Source organism: Flavobacterium sp. 103 (assembly GCF_003096795.1).
Taxonomy (GTDB): domain Bacteria; phylum Bacteroidota; class Bacteroidia; order Flavobacteriales; family Flavobacteriaceae; genus Flavobacterium.
In genome coordinates this window covers 1887770-1906955 of record NZ_QENX01000001.1, presented here as the reverse complement: position 1 = coordinate 1906955, position 19186 = coordinate 1887770, and the positions used below count along the sequence as shown (strand labels likewise).

At 36.3% G+C, this 19186-nt stretch carries 16 protein-coding genes; 6 read left to right on the top strand and 10 right to left on the bottom strand.

Going from position 1 to position 19186, the window contains the following annotated elements:
• The first annotated feature begins 8 nt into the window (after positions 1 to 8).
• Together C8C85_RS07640 and C8C85_RS07635 are read left to right on the top strand one after the other, a co-directional pair.
• Positions 9 to 3182, top strand: coding sequence for an efflux RND transporter permease subunit (locus C8C85_RS07640; protein ID WP_116796537.1), 3174 nt, complete (start codon positions 9 to 11; stop codon positions 3180 to 3182).
• On the top strand, positions 3172 to 4539 hold the full coding sequence (locus tag C8C85_RS07635; RefSeq protein ID WP_116796536.1) for an efflux transporter outer membrane subunit: 1368 nt from the start codon (positions 3172 to 3174) through the stop codon (positions 4537 to 4539). The genes C8C85_RS07640 and C8C85_RS07635 overlap by 11 nt, the downstream gene beginning before the upstream one ends.
• A 62-nt stretch (positions 4540 to 4601) precedes the next feature.
• On the opposite strand, the gene C8C85_RS07630 is transcribed toward C8C85_RS07635, so the two are convergent.
• Together C8C85_RS07630 and C8C85_RS18550 are read right to left on the bottom strand one after the other, a co-directional pair.
• Positions 4602 to 5012, bottom strand: a complete 411-nt coding sequence (locus C8C85_RS07630) for a BrxA/BrxB family bacilliredoxin (protein WP_077372634.1) — start codon at positions 5010 to 5012, stop codon at positions 4602 to 4604.
• Positions 5013 to 5108: 96 nt separating this feature from the next.
• The gene (locus tag C8C85_RS18550; protein WP_243412089.1) at positions 5109 to 5861 is read right to left on the bottom strand and encodes a transporter; all 753 of its coding nucleotides are present in this window, start codon (positions 5859 to 5861) and stop codon (positions 5109 to 5111) included.
• Between the two features lie 93 nt (positions 5862 to 5954).
• On the opposite strand from C8C85_RS18550, the gene C8C85_RS07620 reads away from it, so the two are divergent.
• The 3 genes from C8C85_RS07620 (at position 5955) to C8C85_RS07610 (ending at position 9885) form a co-directional block, all read left to right on the top strand.
• Positions 5955 to 7826, top strand: coding sequence for an Nramp family divalent metal transporter (locus C8C85_RS07620; protein WP_116796535.1), 1872 nt, complete (start codon positions 5955 to 5957; stop codon positions 7824 to 7826).
• A 104-nt stretch (positions 7827 to 7930) separates the two neighbouring features.
• Complete coding sequence (locus C8C85_RS07615) at positions 7931 to 8584, top strand: metal-dependent transcriptional regulator (RefSeq protein ID WP_116796534.1); 654 nt, start codon at positions 7931 to 7933, stop codon at positions 8582 to 8584.
• A gap of 209 nt (positions 8585 to 8793) precedes the next feature.
• Positions 8794 to 9885, top strand: coding sequence for a hypothetical protein (locus tag C8C85_RS07610; RefSeq protein ID WP_116796533.1), 1092 nt, complete (start codon positions 8794 to 8796; stop codon positions 9883 to 9885).
• Positions 9886 to 10225: 340 nt separating this feature from the next.
• Here C8C85_RS07610 and C8C85_RS07605 read toward each other — a convergent pair whose 3' ends face one another.
• From C8C85_RS07605 to C8C85_RS07575, 7 genes are all read right to left on the bottom strand, one after another.
• The gene (locus tag C8C85_RS07605) at positions 10226 to 10711 is read right to left on the bottom strand and encodes a YybH family protein (RefSeq protein ID WP_116796532.1); all 486 of its coding nucleotides are present in this window, start codon (positions 10709 to 10711) and stop codon (positions 10226 to 10228) included.
• Between the two features lie 281 nt (positions 10712 to 10992).
• Positions 10993 to 11115: a FeoB-associated Cys-rich membrane protein gene (locus C8C85_RS07600; RefSeq protein ID WP_173503217.1), complete on the bottom strand. Its 123-nt coding sequence runs from the start codon at positions 11113 to 11115 to the stop codon at positions 10993 to 10995.
• Between the two features lie 6 nt (positions 11116 to 11121).
• Positions 11122 to 13221 carry a ferrous iron transport protein B gene (gene feoB / locus C8C85_RS07595; RefSeq protein WP_116796530.1) on the bottom strand — a complete coding sequence of 700 codons (2100 nt, stop codon included), beginning with the start codon at positions 13219 to 13221 and terminating at the stop codon, positions 11122 to 11124.
• The gene (locus C8C85_RS07590) at positions 13218 to 13460 is read right to left on the bottom strand and encodes a ferrous iron transport protein A (RefSeq protein WP_116796529.1); all 243 of its coding nucleotides are present in this window, start codon (positions 13458 to 13460) and stop codon (positions 13218 to 13220) included. Before C8C85_RS07590 ends, feoB begins: the two co-directional genes overlap by 4 nt.
• 71 nt (positions 13461 to 13531) lie before the next feature.
• Positions 13532 to 14209 (bottom strand): SCO family protein, encoded by a 678-nt coding sequence (locus tag C8C85_RS07585; RefSeq protein WP_116796528.1) that lies wholly within the window; start codon positions 14207 to 14209, stop codon positions 13532 to 13534.
• Positions 14210 to 14330: 121 nt separating this feature from the next.
• Positions 14331 to 15272 (bottom strand): DMT family transporter, encoded by a 942-nt coding sequence (locus C8C85_RS07580; protein ID WP_116796527.1) that lies wholly within the window; start codon positions 15270 to 15272, stop codon positions 14331 to 14333.
• 1 nt (position 15273) lies between these two features.
• Positions 15274 to 16098: an SDR family NAD(P)-dependent oxidoreductase gene (locus C8C85_RS07575; RefSeq protein WP_116796526.1), complete on the bottom strand. Its 825-nt coding sequence runs from the start codon at positions 16096 to 16098 to the stop codon at positions 15274 to 15276.
• Positions 16099 to 16266: 168 nt separating this feature from the next.
• On the opposite strand from C8C85_RS07575, the gene C8C85_RS07570 reads away from it, so the two are divergent.
• Positions 16267 to 16662, top strand: coding sequence for a rhodanese-like domain-containing protein (locus C8C85_RS07570; RefSeq protein WP_116796525.1), 396 nt, complete (start codon positions 16267 to 16269; stop codon positions 16660 to 16662).
• Positions 16663 to 16784: 122 nt separating this feature from the next.
• On the opposite strand, the gene C8C85_RS07565 is transcribed toward C8C85_RS07570, so the two are convergent.
• Complete coding sequence (locus tag C8C85_RS07565; protein WP_116796524.1) at positions 16785 to 19178, bottom strand: M28 family peptidase; 2394 nt, start codon at positions 19176 to 19178, stop codon at positions 16785 to 16787.
• Positions 19179 to 19186: the final 8 nt, after the last annotated feature.

Below are 19186 nucleotides of genomic sequence, written 5' to 3'. Positions count from 1 at the left end.
ACATCATTATGGGAGAATTTTTTGTTAGAAGACCAATTGTAGCCATGGTAATCAGTATCATTATTGTGATACTCGGATTACTTGCATTACAAAAAACGCCAATATCGCAGTATCCGGATATCAATCCACCTGTTGTAAAAATCACTACTTCTTTTACAGGAGCAAATGCTTTGAATGTTGAGCAAGCTGTTGCTACACCAATCGAACAAAAGGTAAATGGAGTAGAACAGATGCTTTATATAAAATCCACAAACACCTCTGATGGAGCTTGTACAATTGAAGTAACATTCGATGTGGGTACGAATTTGGATAATGCCAATATGCTTACCCAAAACCGCCAAGCACAGTCAGCACCATTTATGCCATCAAGTGTAAAACAACAAGGAGTTGTGGTGAAAAAATCATTATCGTTCCCGATGATGCTGTTTACACTTACATCTACAAATCCTAAATACGATTCTAAATTTTTGAATAACTATGCCAATATCAACATAGTGGATCAATTGGCACGTATAAAAGGGGTTGGTGAAGTTTCCCTTTTTGGGGGGAGTGACTATTCGATGAGGGTTTGGCTCAAGGCCGATGTAATGAGTAAGCTTGGGATAACTGTCGATGATGTAAAGAATGCTTTGAATGCTCAAAATATGATTAGTCCCGGTGGGAAATTTGGAGCAGAACCTGCTCCAATGGGGACTGATTTTACCTATGGAGTTACACTTCAAGACCGTTTGGTTACTGAAAAGGAGTTTGGCCAAATTGTAGTAAAAAGCAAATCAGATGGTTCCGAAGTACTATTAAGCGATATCTCCAGAATTGAATTAGGAACAGAGAATTATAGTTCAAACGCTCGCAGAAATGGTAGTGCCACTTCGGCAATAACTGTATTTCAGATGCCGGGAAGTAACGCTTTGGAAGTGGCTACACTTGCCAAAGAGGCTATGAAAAAAATGTCTGAAAAGTTTCCAAAAGATATAGCTTACCAAGAGTCATTGGATACTACACTTGCTATTACTGCGGGTGTTGATGATATCGTTCATACTCTTTTTGAGGCTGTTTTACTGGTTATTCTAGTTGTATTTATATTTCTTCAAAACTGGCGTGCTACCTTGATTCCTTTAATAACGGTTCCTGTATCGTTAATTGGTACCATCGCAGTTTTTCCATTGCTAGGTTTTTCAATAAATACCTTGTCTTTATTGGGATTGGTACTGGCAATTGGTATCGTTGTGGATGATGCCATCGTGGTTGTGGAAGCCGTAATGCATCATATTGAACACGGAAAATCACCGAAAGATGCAACAATACAAGCGATGCGTGAAGTTTCTGGGCCAGTAATTGCAATTGCACTTATTTTGATTGCGGTATTTGTACCAGTTGCGATGACACCAGGTATTACAGGTCGTTTTTACCAACAATTTGCGATAACCATTGCGGTCTCGGTGGCCTTCTCGGCGTTTAGTGCCTTGTCACTGAGTCCCGCGCTTTGTGCCATGTTACTGAAACCCACAAAACCAGTTAGTGAACAAAAAGGATGGCTGGCTAAATTTTTTGCTGGTTTCAATAGAATTTTTGAAAAAGTCACAGGAACTTATATAAATGGAGCTACTTTTTTTGCTAAAAAAGCAACGCGCATTATCATTTTATTAGGAGTAATTATTGGAGCTGTAGTATTACTGGGTTTAAAAATTCCAGCAGGTTTTATTCCAGAGGAAGATCAAGGATATGTATTAATTAATATTGCATTGCCCCCAGCATCTTCTCTTCAGCGAACAGATGAAATTTCAAAGAAAGTCGATGGGTTTTTAAAAGAAGAGGAATCGATATTGTCTTATACCACAATCAATGGGTTTAGTATGCTTACCAACTCCTATCAACCGAATAACGCTTTTATTTTCATATCCTTAAAACCATGGGAAGAAAGAGCTGAAACGGCGAAGCAATTGGTGGATCGTTTAAATAAAAAACTATCGACACAAATTACAACAGCAACGGCTTTTGCCTTTGGACCTCCTGCAATTCAAGGTTTAGGTGCCTCTGCAGGTTTTAGTTTAATGTTGCAGGATAGAGGTGGTAACACTCCACAATATCTTGCCCAACAAACACAAGCTTTTATTGCAGCAGCTCAAAAACGTCCTGAAATAAAAAGGATTTATACAACTTTTAATGCTGGTACACCTCAGATAAAGTTGGACATCGACAACGAAAAAGCCATGAAATTGGGAGTGCCAGTTTCTAAGGTTACCGAAGTATTGGGTGCCTTTTTGGGAGGAAGTTACGTGAATGACTTCAACCGTTTTGGACGTCAGTACAAAGTGTATTTACAAGGTGATGCCGTTGACAGATTAAAACCTGAAAATTTAAATAAGATTTACGTAAGAAATGACAATGGCGATATGTTGCCTATATCCACTTTGGTTACAGCAACAAAAGTGGCAGGACCCGATTTTACCAACCGTCTTAATTTATTTAGGTCAGCTGAGATTGGAGGAAGTCCTAATGACGGCTACAGTAGTGCTCAAGCTTTGGATGCATTGGAAGAAGTTGCCAAAGAAACTCTACCATCTGATATGAGTTACGATTATATCAACTTGTCGTATCAAGAAAAACATTCTCCAAGTGGAGGTACTGTATTTCTAATGGCCTTAGTTTTTGTATTCTTAATTCTTGCCGCACAGTACGAAAGTTGGAAATTGCCTTTTAGTGTATTGCTTGGAGCGCCTTTTGCAGTTTTTGGAGCATTTTTAGGATTGTTTTTGGCTAGAATTGGTAGTGATGCTTATGTGAACAATGTGTTTGCGCAAATTGGATTGGTACTGTTAATCGGACTAGTCGCCAAGAATGCAATTCTTATCGTTGAGTTTGCCAAGGAAGAATATGAAAAAGGGAAACCACTATACGAATCGGCAATGGTTGCGGCTAAGCTTCGTTTTCGCCCAATCTTAATGACGGCCTTTGCCTTTATTCTTGGTGTTGTTCCTTTGCTTACCGCTACAGGTGCTGGGTCGCAAGCCCGTATCGTAATGGGTATGGCAGTGTTCAGCGGAATGTTGATAGCCACAGTTCTTGGAGTGTTAATTGTTCCGGGTTTATTTGTAATGATTGAAAACATCGGAAAAAACAAGGATGAGGTTGTAGCAACTGAAAATAGTACGGATTCAAAAACTACAGATCATGAGGAATAAATTAAAAATTATTGTTGTTATTGTTGTCCTTGCAGTTCTTCCTGTAGGTTGTTTGGTTGGGCCTAAATACGAAAAGCCAGAAGAAAAGAATGCTGAAAGTTTCCACTATGGTCCTGCAAATGCTGATACACTCGCTTCTGTGGTGAACGTAAAATGGTTTGATCTTTTTAATGATGATGTTTTAAAAGGCCTAATAACTAAAGGACTTGAAAATAACTATGATTTGAAGATTGCTATGGCGCGTATTGATCGTACCAGAGCAGAATTAGGATATACCAAAGCCGACTTATTGCCTGCAATTGGTTATAGCGCTACTGTAAACAGTAATGAGAAGACCTTTTTGCCTTCCAATGCGTCAGCTAATCTTTCTTGGGAATTGGATTTTTGGGGTAAAGTTCGCCACGAAAATAGAGCTGTTCAAGATGAATTAATAGCTAGTGAAGAAGGACGAAAAGTGATTCTTTCTAATTTGGTTAGTGATATTGCGGTTGCTTATTTTCAACTACGTGATTATGACAACCGACTACTTGTTGCGCAAAAGACTTTGGAATCTAGACAAAAAGGATTTGATATTATTAATCAAAGGTTTTCGGCTGGTTACGTTTCTGAAGTAGATAAGGTTCAAATCGAACAACAAGTAGCAATTGCCGAAGCAGCTATTCCTGCTTTTAAGAGACAGATTACCATTCAAGAAAATATTATTTCAATATTGATTGGTCAAGCTCCAGGACCGATAGAGCGTGGTAAAACCAACACAGAGCTTCAAGTAGCGAATAATTTACCCGTTTCTATTCCTTCTATTTTATTGAAAAACAGACCTGATGTAAATCAAGCAGAAAGGAATTATATGGCGGCTAATGAAAGAATAGGTGTTGCGCAAGCGATGCGTTTTCCTTCTTTCAATATTGCTGCATTGGCGGGATTCGCAAACAGTGATGTAAGTCATTTATTTGATGGTTCATCGTATTTGCAAAACGCAAGCGCTACTGTTGCAGGTCCAATTTTTAATTTTGGTAAAAACAGAAGGAGAGTAGAAATATACCGTCAAATTGCTGAAGAATCAAGACTTAATTACCAAAAAACTTGTCTTGTTGCCGTTGCCGAAGTAGAACAATCTTTGCAAAACGTGAAAACGTATAAGGAAGAATGGGCAGCTAGAAACAAGCAGGTTATTGCGGCTAGAAAAAACTTGGAATTATCGAATGCAAGGTATTATAATGGCTATGTTTCTTACTTGGAAGTTATACAAGTAGAAATAGATTTGTTTGATGCAGAATTAAGTCTTTCGGAGTTGACGCAAAACCAATTGAGTTCAACCATCCAATTGTACAGAGCTTTGGGTGGAGGCTGGAATTAGACATTATCTTTATAAACAAAAAACCACGCAATTTGCGTGGTTTTTTTGTTTTGCTTTTTAGCTTAACAGTACTCGTTGAAAGCATCTTTTAAGTTTTCTGCAATAGTTTCTGCTGGACGACCTTCAATGTGGTGACGTTCTAGCATATGAACCAATTCACCGTCTTTGAACAGGGCAATACTTGGAGAAGATGGAGGGAATGGAAACATAAAACCTCTTGCAGCTTCTACAGCTTCGCGATCTACACCTGCAAAAACAGTTACTAGATTAGATGGTTTTTTTGCATTATCCAAACTCATTTTGGCTCCTGGGCGTGCATTTCTTGCAGCGCAACCACAAACAGAGTTTACTACTACAAGTGTTGTTCCTGCTGATTTTATTGCGCTTTCTACAGCATCGGCAGTATGTAATTCTTGAAAACCAGCAGACGTTAATTCAGCTTGCATTGGTTTTACCATTTCTTCTGGATACATATTTTTTATTTTAAGTTTAACTTTTAGAACTGCAAAGTTACAAAGTTTCAAACCAAGATATAAGTTTGAATTATAAAGTTTTGTTATAGTTTGATATTAGATTTTGAATCGAAATGAATATCCTAAAGCAAAATAATATTCCGGAGAAATTTTGGAGAGTCCAAAACCTGCAGAAACATCCAGTTGATGGTTTGGATTGAATAAATAAGTTAAGCCTCCATCAAATCGATGATCTGGTTTTTCTATTTGCGGTATAAAACCAAAGAATTCTATGTATCCACCAATTTTTTCAGAAAAAGAGTATCCCGTTGTCAAAGTGTAAATGAAAGTTGGTTCCAGAGTTACTCCGCTCCATTCGGCACCCAAATTATAACTTAAAGTTTGTCTATCAGAAATAGTGTGTTGCATTGTAAATCGAAATTCAGGAGTATAGTATGTTGCTTTTAAATCTGATGAAGCCAATTTTGGAAGACCGAGATGAGTGATGAAAGAGGTTGTTGGGATAATCCCTTTTTCTTCAAAAAGGCGTGTTTTAAAACCAATCAGAACTGGATTAATTCCTGATATTTTGCTTGAATTATTTTTTTCGATTGAATATTCCGTGATTAATCGTAGCTCAAAATGATCGTTGATCCCAAATTTGGTTAAAATTGTAGGAGCAACAATACTTTTGGAATCACCATCGATTTTTTCATAAGAAAATCCATTTTCAAACTGTAAATAACCTTTTGGAGTAATAAAAGGGCATTCCGTTTGATCTGGTCTGTCTGTTTGAATGCTTGGCAAGTCTTGCGAAATCGCATAATTTGAGATTGACAGAAAGGATATTATTAATATGAATTTTTTCATTTAGTTTGTTTTAAATTAAATTTTAGACAAAACTAAAAAATTATTTATGTATCGTAAAATTATTTTATATATTTGTTTTTTAAATGTTTAAATATGAGTAAATCACTTGAAGAGGTTCACCAATCGGTGGCGACGCAAAATAAAACTTCTGTATTCAGGAAAATATTGGCCTTTTTCGGTCCGGCCTATTTGGTTAGTGTTGGGTATATGGATCCAGGAAACTGGGCGACGGACATAGCTGGAGGGAGTCAGTTTGGATATGCATTATTATGGGTATTGTTGATGAGTAATTTGATGGCGTTGCTGTTGCAAAGCCTAAGTGCCCGACTTGGAATCGTTACACAACGTGATTTGGCCCAAGCCTCACGAGAAACCTATTCGAAATTCATTAATTATATTCTTTACTTTCTAGCCGAAATTGCCATAGCTGCCTGTGATCTTGCCGAGGTTTTAGGAATGGCCATTGGTATCAATTTATTGTTTGGCATTCCGCTGATAGAAGCGGTCATGATTACTGTTTTGGATACATTTTTATTGCTTTTTCTAATCAATAAAGGCATTCGTAAAATGGAAGCGTTTATCATTGTACTTGTTATGATCATTGGATTATCTTTTATATTCGAAATGATATTTGCACAGCCAGAAATGGGGAAAGTGCTTTACGGTTTGATTCCTTCTTTGCCTAATGAATCAGCACTTTATATTGCCATTGGAATCATTGGAGCCACGGTAATGCCACACAATTTGTATTTGCATTCTTCTTTGGTGCAAACCAGAAAATTTGACCGAAGTCCTGCAGGAATCAAACAGGCGATTAAGTATAATTTTATCGATTCGACGATTGCTCTAAACTTGGCTTTCTTTGTAAATGCGGCTATTTTAATTCTGGCGGCAGCGACATTTTATAAAAATGGAATGTTTGAAGTGGCCGAAATTCAAGATGCTTACCGTTTTCTGCAACCGATATTAGGAACCAAGTGGGCTCCTGTTTTATTTGCGGTAGCCTTAATAGCCGCAGGACAAAGCTCGACGGTTACCGGAACATTGGCTGGGCAAATTGTGATGGAGGGTTATTTAAATTTGCGAATTCAGCCTTGGGTTCGTCGAATTATTACTCGTTTAATCGCCATTGTACCTGCCATGATTGTTATTTTTATTTTTGGCGAAAGCGTTACTGGAAAAATGTTGATCCTTAGTCAGGTAATTTTAAGTTTACAATTAGGGTTTGCTATCATTCCGCTGATTCATTTTGTGAGTGATAAAAGAAAAATGAAGGGATTTCATATTAGCAGAACAACGCAATTTGCATCTTGGATAGTGGCTTTGATCATTGTTTCACTCAACGCCAAATTGGTTTTTTCGGAAATACAAGGATGGTTGGAAACTTCAGAAAATCCATTAATTCTGTGGTTGACGGTAGTGCCCTTGGCAATTAGTTTCTTGATTTTATTGCTTTATATCGTAATTAAACCTTTTGTGACAAAATCAAAACCAGATATTCAAAACCATTCTCCGCATCTTTTGAGTTTGAAATTTTCTTCAACAGGAACCTACTCTAATAAAGACATTGCTGTTTCAGTCGATTTTTCTTCTGCAGATGAAGCGGCTTTAAACCATGCTTTTGAATTGGGAGGAATGGAGGCTAAATATACTTTAATACATGTGGTAGAAACCGTTGGAGCTATGATGTATGGAAATGAAGTTGACGATCACGAAACCACTATAGATGAAAAGCTATTGTTGGAATATAAAGAAATGCTTTCGCAAAAAGGCTTTAAAATTGAAACTGAATTAGGGTTTGGAAATCCTACCAAGATTATTCCAACGATAATAAATAAGGGTAGTTTTGATATTTTGGTCATGGGAACACATGGTCATACGGGTTTGAAAGATCTAATTTTTGGTACTACGGTTGATAAACTGCGCCATAAAATTTCAATACCTTTGTTTATTGTTAAAAATTAAAAAATAGTTGCTGAGATTCTGAGTTACTGAGTATCTAAGATTTTGGGATGATGATTTTTTTAAAATCTCTAATCTAAAATCTGCAATCTAAAATCTGCAATCAAATGACTTTCTCCGAAGAAAATTACCTGAAATCCATATATCACCTTACCACTAGTCTTGATAGTGAAGTAAGCACCAATGCTATTGCCGAAATGATGGAAACCAAAGCTTCCTCTGTAACGGATATGCTTAAAAAATTGGCCGAAAAGGATTTGGTGAATTATAAAAAATACCAAGGGGTTTCATTGACTGAAAACGGAAAGCTTGCAGCCAAAATGATTGTGCGAAAACATCGTTTATGGGAAGTATTTTTGGTTGAAAAACTTGATTTTTCTTGGGATGAAGTTCATGATATTGCCGAACAACTCGAGCATATCAAATCTGAAAAACTAATCAATAAACTCGATGATTTTCTTGGGAATCCTACTGAAGATCCACATGGCGATCCAATACCGGATGCGCAAGGACGAATGATTGCGATAGAAAAACAATTGTTATCTGAACTGTTGGCAAATCAATCCGGAATATGTGTAGGGGTAAAGGACAATTCTTCCGATTTTTTGAAATATCTTGACAAACAACAAATTGGATTGGGAACCAAAATCGCAGTGGTTACTAAGGAAACATTTGATTTGTCTCTTAAAATAAAAGTGAACGATTCCGAATTTGTTATTTCCAATAAGATTGCTAGTAATTTGTTTGTGAAAGTAGTGTAGAATCTCGTTTTGAAATCTAAATTTTAAATATGCGATAGACAAATTAGTCTAGGAGGGCTGTCTTAATTTTATTGGCGTTAACAAAACATTGCAAAAGAGTATGTTTATTTGGCACAAAATTTGATTTATCTGTAATTTATTCCAATAGAGAAATAAAATTATTAAGTTTAGTTTGCTATATTTACATTACAAATTTAAATCAGAATGTTATGAAAATAAGATTTTTATCATTTCTAGTAATAGCTATGAGCTTGTTTAGTTTGAATGCTTTTTCTCAAACAAGTGATACCGGAGAATTAGGTTTGCCAGGTGACAATCTAGATCTTTATGCTGTTTTGGATCTTTTTCAAAAATCTAAGACTATTGAGGACTTCGAAAAGTCATTAAATGACGAGAAGACTAAAATCAATAATTTGGATTTAAACGATGATAAAAAAGTTGATTTTATCAAAGTGGAAACCAAGAAAGATGGTGACGACTTTACATTTATCCTTAGAGACCCCATAAGTAAAACGGAAACCCAAGATGTGGCCGTAATTATGGTGTCAAAAGATAAAAACAAAAAGATAAGCTTACAAATTATCGGAGACAAAGATTTGTATGGGAAGGACTATATTGTAGAGCCAGCTCCAAAAGGGAGTGGCGGTGTAACGGCAAATCCAGCTTATACAGGAACTAATCCGGTTACAGTAAATGTGCCTGCCTCGACCACCACGGTTGTTGTTGAACAAGCTCCAATTGTTCAATATGTTTATTCTCCTGCTTATGTGCCATATTATCCTCCATATTACTATGGGTATTATCCCCCTTGGTTTGGATTTGCTACTGTTATGGCTGTAGGAATTTATCGTTCAAATCACTATGGCTATCATGGTGGAGGATATGGTTATCATAATACGAATGTTTATGTTAATCATAATAATTACAATAATTATAATAACAACAGTCGCAACACTTCGAATCGTGTTTCGCACAATAATATAAATAGTAATAACAGGAACAATGTAAATAACGGTAATAGAAACAGTAATAATAGTAATAGAAATACCGCTTCGACAAGAGATGCAAATAGAAATTCTGCTTCTACACGAGATGCTAGTAATAGAAATTCAGCTTCAACGCGTGATGCAAATAGATCATCTTCATCGTCGAGACCATCGGCTTCCAACTCAATGAGTTCTTCCCGTTCTGGATCAGGCTCTAGTAGTTTTAATAGAGGAAGCAGTGGCGGCGGCAGTTATAGATCCGGCGGCGGTGGCGGTGGTTACCGAGGCGGCGGCGGCGGCGGAAGAAGACGCTAAGTCATATTGTTTTTAATTATAAAATTGCCCTGATAACAATTGTTGTCAGGGTTTTTTATTTGCAAAAAAGGTATATCGAACTCTAATTGGAGTTTTGTCACCGATTCAAAATCTTGAAATTACAGTTTATTTGAGTTTTTCAAAAATTGACTTTGCTGACTCTTTTGCCTTGATGGGATATAGCGGACAGCAGGAACGATGTTTCCCGGTAAAGCCAATTTTTTCGCTACTTGACATTTTTTTTAAGTGACTGTTTCTTTGGAATACGCTTTAAAAGAAAACGGCTCTCCGGATTAATTTTCAGAGAGCCTTTTTCGGCAACAAAAGTGTTGGTGTGTTTTTATTCGTTTGGCAAATCTGATGTGCTCATGTCTCTTAAGCAAACATATTTACCGTTTCTTTTTACAAATAAGCTCATGTAATTTCCTGAATTTACAACGGCCTCTGTAGAATCAACTACTTTATAAGTACCAACCTCTACTACTTGGTTTCCATCATTTGATACAAATACTTCGTCGGTTTTAAATGAGATTTTTTTGCCTACAGATATGGTATCCCTGTGCGTTTTTAAAAACTCAACGATTGCGGCTTTTCCCACTACTGGCGCACTATTTTGTGGATAGGTTATGGCATCATCGGCATGGTAACCTATGTTTTTGACTATTCCGGCATTGTAGGTGTCAGCAAATTCATTTTCCTTGGCTTGAATTTCTTCTTTGATTTGGTTGGTGTCAATTACAGCGGCAACTGGTTCCTCTTTTTTACAGGAAATTAATAATAACAATACACTTGATACAACTAATCCTTTAATAAACGTTTTTTTCATAATATTCTGGTTTTTTAAATTTAGGCATTAAGGAATTGAAAATTAATGACATAAATTTAAGATAAAAAAATGAAATGAAATGTTTTTTATATAAGAAATTAGCGTATTTCATGATGTCTAAATCTAGATTATCAGCAACTTATAATTTTTTTTTAGCAAAAAGCCCAAAGGAAGAATTTTATTTTTTAGTAAAAAGAAGTTCGAAGATAAGATTTAAAAGCAATAGATACTTTTACTCAAAAGCAAAAATAGTTCGTTTTTTAAGGTAATTAAAAACCAAATTAACTACACCCACAATCACCACTTCCGCAGTTTTTATCCGATTTTTTTTTGAAAAAAAATTTTCGAATCAAAAAAGCAAGTGCGAGTACAAGGATTACAAAGGCTATTATTTCTTGAATCATAATACACTATTTTAAGATTTGAAAAGCAATTAATGCCACTACATAAGCCAAAGAACTCATAAAAACAAGCTGACCGGCAGGCCATTTCCAGGAGTTGGTTTCTTTTTTTGTAATGGCAAGAGTACTGGCACATTGCATGGCAAAAGCATAAAACATAAGTAATGATATCCCTGAGGCAAAATTGAATATTTTTTCACCGGTTACAGGATTTACTTCTTCGGCCATTTTGTTTTTTATGGTATTTTCATTGTCTGTTCCGCCCACACTATAGATGGTTGCCAAGGTTCCTACAAACACCTCTCTTGCCGCAAACGAACTGATAATGGCAATGCCAATTTTCCAGTCATAACCTAATGGAGAAATAACGGGTTCTATACCTCTTCCCATTAGACCAATATAAGAATTCTCTAATTTTTGCGAAGCGACAGCATTATTGAACTCGGTTGTTGATAATGGATGTGCTTTGGTATTCTCCAATATTATCTGTTCGGCGTTTTTAAACTGTTTTCCTGGGCCATAAGAGGCCAAAAACCATAAGATAATAGATATTGCCAAAATAATTTTTCCGGCGCCAAAAACAAAGGCTTTTGTTTTTTCAATTACGTTAATGGCGACGTTCTTGAACATTGGCAACTTATAGTTGGGCATTTCCACCACAAAGAATGTTTTGCCTTTTACCTTTAGAATGATATTTAGGATATAAGCGGATAATATCGCCATTCCAAAACCAATAACATACAAAAGCATTAAAGTCAATCCCTGTACATTTAATATCCCTAAAACATAAGTATCCGGGATAACCAATCCAATAATAATGGCATAAACAGGTAGTCTGGCCGAACATGTGGTAAAAGGAGTTACTAGAATTGTGATTAACCTTTCTTTCCAGTTTTCGATGTTTCTGGTTGCCATAATTGCCGGAATGGCACAGGCTGTTCCTGAAATCAATGGAACTACACTTTTTCCCGACAATCCAAATCGACGCATGATTTTGTCCATTAAGAATACCACGCGACTCATGTAGCCACTTTCTTCGAGTATGGAAATAAATAAAAACAAAAAGGCAATTTGTGGAATGAAAATTAAAATGCCTCCAATTCCTGGGATTATTCCTTGTGAAATCAAATCCGTCAGCATTCCTGAAGGCAAATGTGCACTCGCTAATGCACTTAAAGAGGCAAAAGTACTGTCGATAAAATCCATCGGAATCTTGGACCACTGAAAAATAGACTGAAAAATCACAAACAATATGATGAAGAAAATTACATATCCCCATACTTTGTGAGTAAGGATGCGGTCTAGCTTACTTCGGAAATCCTTGGCAACAGTTGAGTCAACTTTTAAACCTTCTTTTAAAACATCATTGATGAACTGATAGCGTTTGATAGTTTCTTTTTGTTGCAAACGTTTCAAATCGGAATGTGATTTGGTAAAAGTGCTTCGAATTTCGTTACGCTCCAAATTCAAAAAGTTGACATCTTGGGTAATTACCAACCATAATTTATAAAGTAATTGGTTGGGAAATGCGTGACGAAGACTATTGAAATACTCGACGTCAATCACCGACGCATTCAAGCACGGTTCTGAAGAAATGGTTTTATAACTAACGATTAAGTTCTTCAATTCCTCAATTCCATGTCCTTTTCTGGAGCTAATTAGAGCAATCTTGGTTTTTAAATGTTCTTCTAGATAAGGTATATCAAGAGTAATGCCTTTGTGTTCCATTCTATCAGCCATGTTAATGACCAAAATAGTTGGAATTTCAAGGTCTTTTATTTGGGTATAAAGAAGTAAATTTCGTTTCAGGTTCTCCACATCAGTAACCACAAGCGCCACGTCTGGATAGAGACGGTCGTTTTTGTTAAGTAAAAGTTCAATAACGACGCTTTCATCAATGGAGCTGGCATTTAAACTATAGGTTCCGGGTAAATCAAGAATATTCGCTTTGATGTTGTTGGGCAGTTTGCAAAAACCCATTTTTTTCTCCACGGTAATTCCTGGATAGTTTCCCACTTGTTGGTTCAAGCCCGTAAGCTGATTAAAAACCGAAGTTTTCCCTACGTTTGGATTTCCAATTAAAGCAACATTGATGTTTTTTAAACTCATTTTTGTTTATTTTTAATGAGTTTCACTCCGATTTGTTTTGCAGTTTCAATACGAATGGCAAGATGAGAACCGTTAATATTCAAATACAGGGGATCTCCAAAGGGAGCAATTTGAAGTAATTCGACTTCATTGCCCGGCAAACAACCCATTTCTAACAGTTTTAATGGGATAACATCGATATCAAAATCCAGTATGATGGCTTTTTGGCCTTTTTTGAGTGAATGTATCGTTGTTTGCAAAGCTTATTTAGATTGAATTAAGATTGCAAAAATACATTTTTTATTATAATTACAGCTGATAATTATCAGTTTTACTCATTTTTTTCATTGGAACAAAGCCAATTAATATCTTCAATTAATCGCTGTATGTCCTCTTTCTTGGTTCCGTCATAAAAACCGCGAACACGTCTTTTTTGGTCTACCAAAACAAAATTTTCGGTGTGTACCATGTCATACAATTGTTCCGGTTTTCCAAGTTTTACAGCCAAGTAAGACTTTCTGGCCATGGTATAAATTTCCTTTTTGTCGCCCGTTACCAAGTTCCATTTTCCATCAATAACACCATACTTTTTGGCATAAGCCTTTAAAGCAGGGACACTGTCGGTCTCAGGGAAAACGGTATGGGAAAGCAACATTACTTTTGGATTGTTCTTGATTGCTTTTTGTACATCGACTAAATTGGTGGTCATTTTTGGGCAAATTGAACCACAAGTCGTAAAGAAAAAGTCGGCGACATATACTTTGCCTTCATAATCTTTTTGGGTAACGGTTTTTCCGTTTTGGTTCACAAAAGAAAAATCGGCAATCGTGTGGTACTTGCGGATGTATTGTACGGTACTGTCCACCAATTCTGGGTTTACATCCGAAGGATTATAGATTGGCAATGTTTTACTGGGTTTCAAAGCCGAATAAAACAAGTAAAGCGTTATGATGGAAAAAATTAATACGACACCAATATAGGTTCTGTATTTTTTTAAAATAGAAAACATAATTTTAATTTGGTGCAAAAATAAAGAAAAATACAACCATATAAAAAGATATGAGATTTAGTTATTTCAAATACATTCAAAACTTACAATTGTTTGGTTTTTAATATTTTATTAAATTAGTCTACATTATAGCTTCGCTGCTATTTTTCTTTTTTCGCATCGCATAATTAATCAGATATAATCCAATTAAAGTTATGCTTCCGCCAAAAATAATTGCCGTGGTTAATGGTTCCCCAAAAATAAAAGCGCCCAAAATCACCGCAACAATTGGGTTCACATAAGCATAAACACTGCTCAATTCAGTTGGGAGTTTTTGCAGAGCATAAATAAAAGCAATAAAGGTTAAAACCGAACCAATAAGAACCAAATAGAGAATTGACCACCAGGAATTGGCCGGAATTTCTGAAAGCGGAATGCTAGCACCCGTAGCTCCAACAAAGGAAAAAAGAAAAATGCTGGAAATAAACATCTGCAATCCCAAACTAAAATAAGGGTTAAAACTCGCTGCTTTTTTCTTGGTATATAATGTGCCAAAAGCCCAAGTAATTGTTGCCGCTATCGAAAGAATTATTCCAAATTGAAAGTCAGGTTGTAAAAAGTCGAGAAGATGCTCATAAAAAATAACACAAACCCCTCCAAAACAAACCAAAATTCCCAAAACAGCCAGTCTGGTAACTCTCTCACCCTTAAAAATACTAATGAACACAATCCATAAAGGAACCATTGCACCAATAATTGCGCCCAATCCACTGCTGATGTATTTTACACCCCACGTGCTGAGTCCGTTGCTTAAAACAAAATTGAGTAAACTTAAAATGATGATGGTTTTCCATTGTTTTCCTTTTGGCCAAGGTGTTCCTTTAAACAAGAAAAAGGCGAGATACAAAGAACCTCCAATAAATTGCCTAATCCCCGCAAGCTGTAACGCTGGCATGTGTTTCACCCCTTCTTTGGAAGCCAGCCAAGTGGTGCCCCAAAAAAAGCTTACCCAACATAAAGCCAAAATAGGTAGCCCAATGGCATTTACTCTTGATTTAAAAGCGGTTTGTATTTTTGTTCTCAATTTACAAATTGGTTTTAATGAAGGAATAACCTAAATCAGTTTCTACTTTATCACTCAAAATCAGTTTCCCAATAGAAGGATTTGAATGGTCAAATTGCGGCAAAGGTAAGGCTAATTCGGTTGCTTTTTGTGTATAATAAGTCTCTCTTGTGGGATGGAAAGGACTCACACCATTGTAAATTTCGTTCCAGAAATCAGTAGCTATGATTTTAAGAATAATACCAATGCAATCTTCCTGATGAATAAAGTTGATAGGAGTTTTTGGATTTTCAAGATTTACTTTACCTGCTAAAGACTTTATCGGATTTCGGTCCTCGCCAATGAGTCCGCCAAAACGGAGGATCGTACTTTTGAAGTTGTTGTTATTCTGAAAAAGTGATTCCGCTTCCAGTAATTGTTTGCCACTTTCAGTATTGGGTTTTGGAACAGTTTCTTCGGATATCATTCCATTGATTTCGCCGTAAACGGAAGTTGAGCTTATAAAAAGTACATTTTTTATCGTCGATTTTTCAATATATGGAATCAGTGTTTTTATTTTTTCGACAAATACCTTTTCATTCGAAGCTGAAGTTTCTAAGTTTTTTCCTCTCAATTGTGGTGGAATGTCAATAATCAAAGTTTCACTTCCATTGAGAAAGTCTTCGATTGCACCTGTTATATTTTTGCTGTCAAGCGCAATCAAAAAAGGATTAATGCCTAATGATTTTAATGTAGAAAGTTTTCCTTCAGATGTAGTCGAGCCTTTCACGGAAAACCCATTTGTTAGTAAGGCTTTTGCCAAAGGCAAACCCAACCAGCCACAGCCCAATATGCTTATTTGTCTCATTTTATTAACTAATTATAAATTCAGAAAAGCGAATTTTGAAAATTATTTTCACAAAGGAACAAAATTTATACTTGGATTTGTATCAAATGAATTCATAGAATAATAAATGATTTTTTAAATGCAATTGTCTTAATTTTGAATTAGTATTCAATCTAAAAAACAATATAAATGGAAGCACAAATAAAACATTATGAAAACAAATTGGCATTCGAAATGGATCCGTCCGATTTGTTTGACGCCTTGAATAACGGTGAAAAAGTAATTGCTCTCGACGCCCGAAAAGCATTTGGATTTGAGGCAGAACATATTCCAAATGCCATAAATATTCCGCATCGCGAAATGAGTCCGGAAACAACCGCTCACTTGGACAAAGAATTTTTGTATGTAACTTATTGCGATGGAATTGGCTGTAATGCTTCGACAAAAGGGGCTCTGAATATGACCAAATTGGGATTTAAAGTAAAAGAATTAATAGGTGGAATTGAGTGGTGGAAATTTGACGGTTACGCTACCGAGGGAACTCAAGGAAATAAAGATGGAGCGAAATTTGAATGTGCTTGTTGAAAGAAGAAAGTTATTTCGCAAAGTGCCTCAAAGGTGACACAGAGATTCGCAAAGGTTTATAAATTATTCTTTGTGTATCTCTGTGTTTTTTCTTCGTGCATCTTTACGAAACAGCCTAGATTTTACTTTATTCGTAGACTATCCTTAACCACCTTCGAACTATCCGTCAATACCGGTCGTGAGGCAACAGGTTTCATAACAGGCGCAACGAATTTTTGATGTCGTCTTATTTTTTGGGTAATGATCACCGCATCATTCAATACAAAAGGTGTTGGCATCATCCAGCTTTCTCTTGGAGTCATCTCAAATAGTGGATTAACCATCAAATCAAAGGAACTTTCCATTACATCCATATCGAGAACAGTCGCTCGGTTTATGGTAAATTGCAATACTAGTGGCTCATTGTTGACAACATAATAACTCAATATTTTTTTACCGTTTCTTTCCAATTCAGTTCCTTCCTGACCCAAAGTACTCACACCATTGGCTTTGAAATTGTAAAACCTCATTATTTCATTTGCAAAAATATCATAGCGATTGACCTTTCGGTTTGGAGTGATTTGTATTTTCAAGTATCTTTTTAAACCGACCACACTATCTTTAAGAAAAGTAATAGTTGGTTTTGCAATTCCTTTGTCTGGAGCTTCATTAGCATAAGTGAACTCTGAGTTGTATTTACTGAATAGCTTTAGATAATTGAAGATTTTTGCCCCTTTCGGTTTTTCGCCCAAATAACCTTTCGTCCAGGAATCCAGATTGGTATCATAAGTTAACCAATAAGCTTTATTGTTATTTGCATTATAGAGATATACCAAACTATTGGATTTGGCTTCACCCGGTTCATAGCCTGAGTGGTATTGTGCTATCGCCAAAAATAAAACAGACGTAAAAAAGAATAATAATGACCAGCTTCCTTTTTTGGCGAAAGCCCCAAAAACAGGTAGCAGTAATCCAAATGCCAAAACAGTCAAAATAGCACTTCCAAATAATACTTTTAAGCCCAAACCTACCGGAAACATTTGAATAAACGGAGCAACAATCAACAAGGCGGGAATTCCACAAATGATGTTTACAATCCAATTGGATCTTTGGCTAAACACAAAAACTGCAAAGGCAATCAGTCCAAAATATACTGGAATAATCAAGAATCCGGCACCACGCAAACTATTGGCAAGGAATCCATTCAACACAATCCAAAATAATAGTGGAACCACATAATGGTTCATCGTCACTTTTGGTTTGGAAGCTATTTGATAAAAGAAGAAACAAATCGAAAGACTTATCAATACAAAGGCTGCAATATAATCGTGACCATTGTAGGTAAATCCATTGAGTAAATCATTGTATTGCGGATTTAAAAGCAACAATCCTTTCCATCCATAATAGGTGATTAATCCCGTAAAAATCAAAGAACCCAAAAATGGGAAAAAACCTTTCATAATGTCGTTCAGTTTCAGCATTCTTTTGGCTTTGCCCAAAAACACCAAAATGATTAATAAACCTGCGGCAATCAGTGTCATTGGAACAACCCAATCAAAAGGATAACTGATAAACGTAAACGGAATTGTGAAATAAACATCATCTGTCGTCGATGCCGTCGCATTCAAATCGGCATTCGAGAAATAATTCAGCAACGGCATCAAATACGAGCCTTGGTGTTTCAAAGTGCTTTTGTCCAAATGTGCCATATCATCCTGTTGGGTATGATAATTAAAATGGTCGTCGATAAAAGCAAAATTGAATCCTTGAATGTCGCCTTGTTCTCTAAAAACCGTTAAGTCGGTATCATTTGGCAACATTTTGTAAATACTGTACATCAACGAATTCGACACCGGATAAGTAGCGTCCGCTTTTGCGAATTCCTTAACCAAACCAGCATTTCCTTTGTTGGTTTCCATCAACATATAACTCGGTCCTGATGAACCGCGTGCCTCAAAATTCAACACCAATCCCACTTCCTTAGCCCATTGGTGTTGGGTAACAAAAAGTGCGGCACCATTTAATCCCAGTTCTTCCGCATCGGTAAACAAAATTATGATGTCGTTTTGATGCTTGGTTCTGGCATTCAAAAAAGCACGAACACCTTCCAGAATCGTCGCCACACCCGATGCATCATCACTCGCTCCATGCGAAAAAGAATGTGGTGCGCTGTCATAATGCGAAAGTAGTAGCAATGCTTTGGTATTTTTAGTTCCTTCAATGCGACACATTATGTTTTTGGATTTAACCAAATTCCCCCAGTCACTCAACGTAAAGCCTTCCTGAACCGTTGTCTCCAATCCCAGTTTTTGAAGCTCCTTAATGATATAATTGGCAACAACCTCATGATTTTTGGTGCCAACGTAATGCGGTTGTTTGGCAATCGCATTAATATGTTCCAAAGCTCTGCTCGTCGAAAACTCCGTTATTTTTTTGTCCTCATTAGGTGACCAGGAAGGCATTAAGAAAGCGAATAAAAATCCCAAAATCCCTATGATGATGACGACGGTTATAATGGATGAATAGTTCTTTTTCATAATTGGGG

Bases quoted from the DNA above. Each gene is read 5' to 3' on its own strand.
- C8C85_RS07640 (WP_116796537.1), top strand. From the start codon at position 9: ATGGGAGAATTTTTTGTTAGAAGACCAATTGTAGCCATGGTAATCAGT.
- C8C85_RS07635 (WP_116796536.1), top strand. From the start codon at position 3,172: ATGAGGAATAAATTAAAAATTATTGTTGTTATTGTTGTCCTTGCAGTT.
- C8C85_RS07630 (WP_077372634.1), bottom strand. From the start codon at position 5,012: ATGTATCCAGAAGAAATGGTAAAACCAATGCAAGCTGAATTAACGTCT.
- C8C85_RS18550 (WP_243412089.1), bottom strand. From the start codon at position 5,861: ATGAAAAAATTCATATTAATAATATCCTTTCTGTCAATCTCAAATTAT.
- C8C85_RS07620 (WP_116796535.1), top strand. From the start codon at position 5,955: ATGAGTAAATCACTTGAAGAGGTTCACCAATCGGTGGCGACGCAAAAT.
- C8C85_RS07615 (WP_116796534.1), top strand. From the start codon at position 7,931: ATGACTTTCTCCGAAGAAAATTACCTGAAATCCATATATCACCTTACC.
- C8C85_RS07610 (WP_116796533.1), top strand. From the start codon at position 8,794: ATGAAAATAAGATTTTTATCATTTCTAGTAATAGCTATGAGCTTGTTT.
- C8C85_RS07605 (WP_116796532.1), bottom strand. From the start codon at position 10,711: ATGAAAAAAACGTTTATTAAAGGATTAGTTGTATCAAGTGTATTGTTA.
- C8C85_RS07600 (WP_173503217.1), bottom strand. From the start codon at position 11,115: ATGATTCAAGAAATAATAGCCTTTGTAATCCTTGTACTCGCACTTGCT.
- feoB (WP_116796530.1), bottom strand. From the start codon at position 13,221: ATGAGTTTAAAAAACATCAATGTTGCTTTAATTGGAAATCCAAACGTA.
- C8C85_RS07585 (WP_116796528.1), bottom strand. From the start codon at position 14,209: ATGTTTTCTATTTTAAAAAAATACAGAACCTATATTGGTGTCGTATTA.
- C8C85_RS07575 (WP_116796526.1), bottom strand. From the start codon at position 16,098: ATGAGACAAATAAGCATATTGGGCTGTGGCTGGTTGGGTTTGCCTTTG.
- C8C85_RS07570 (WP_116796525.1), top strand. From the start codon at position 16,267: ATGGAAGCACAAATAAAACATTATGAAAACAAATTGGCATTCGAAATG.
- C8C85_RS07565 (WP_116796524.1), bottom strand. From the start codon at position 19,178: ATGAAAAAGAACTATTCATCCATTATAACCGTCGTCATCATCATAGGG.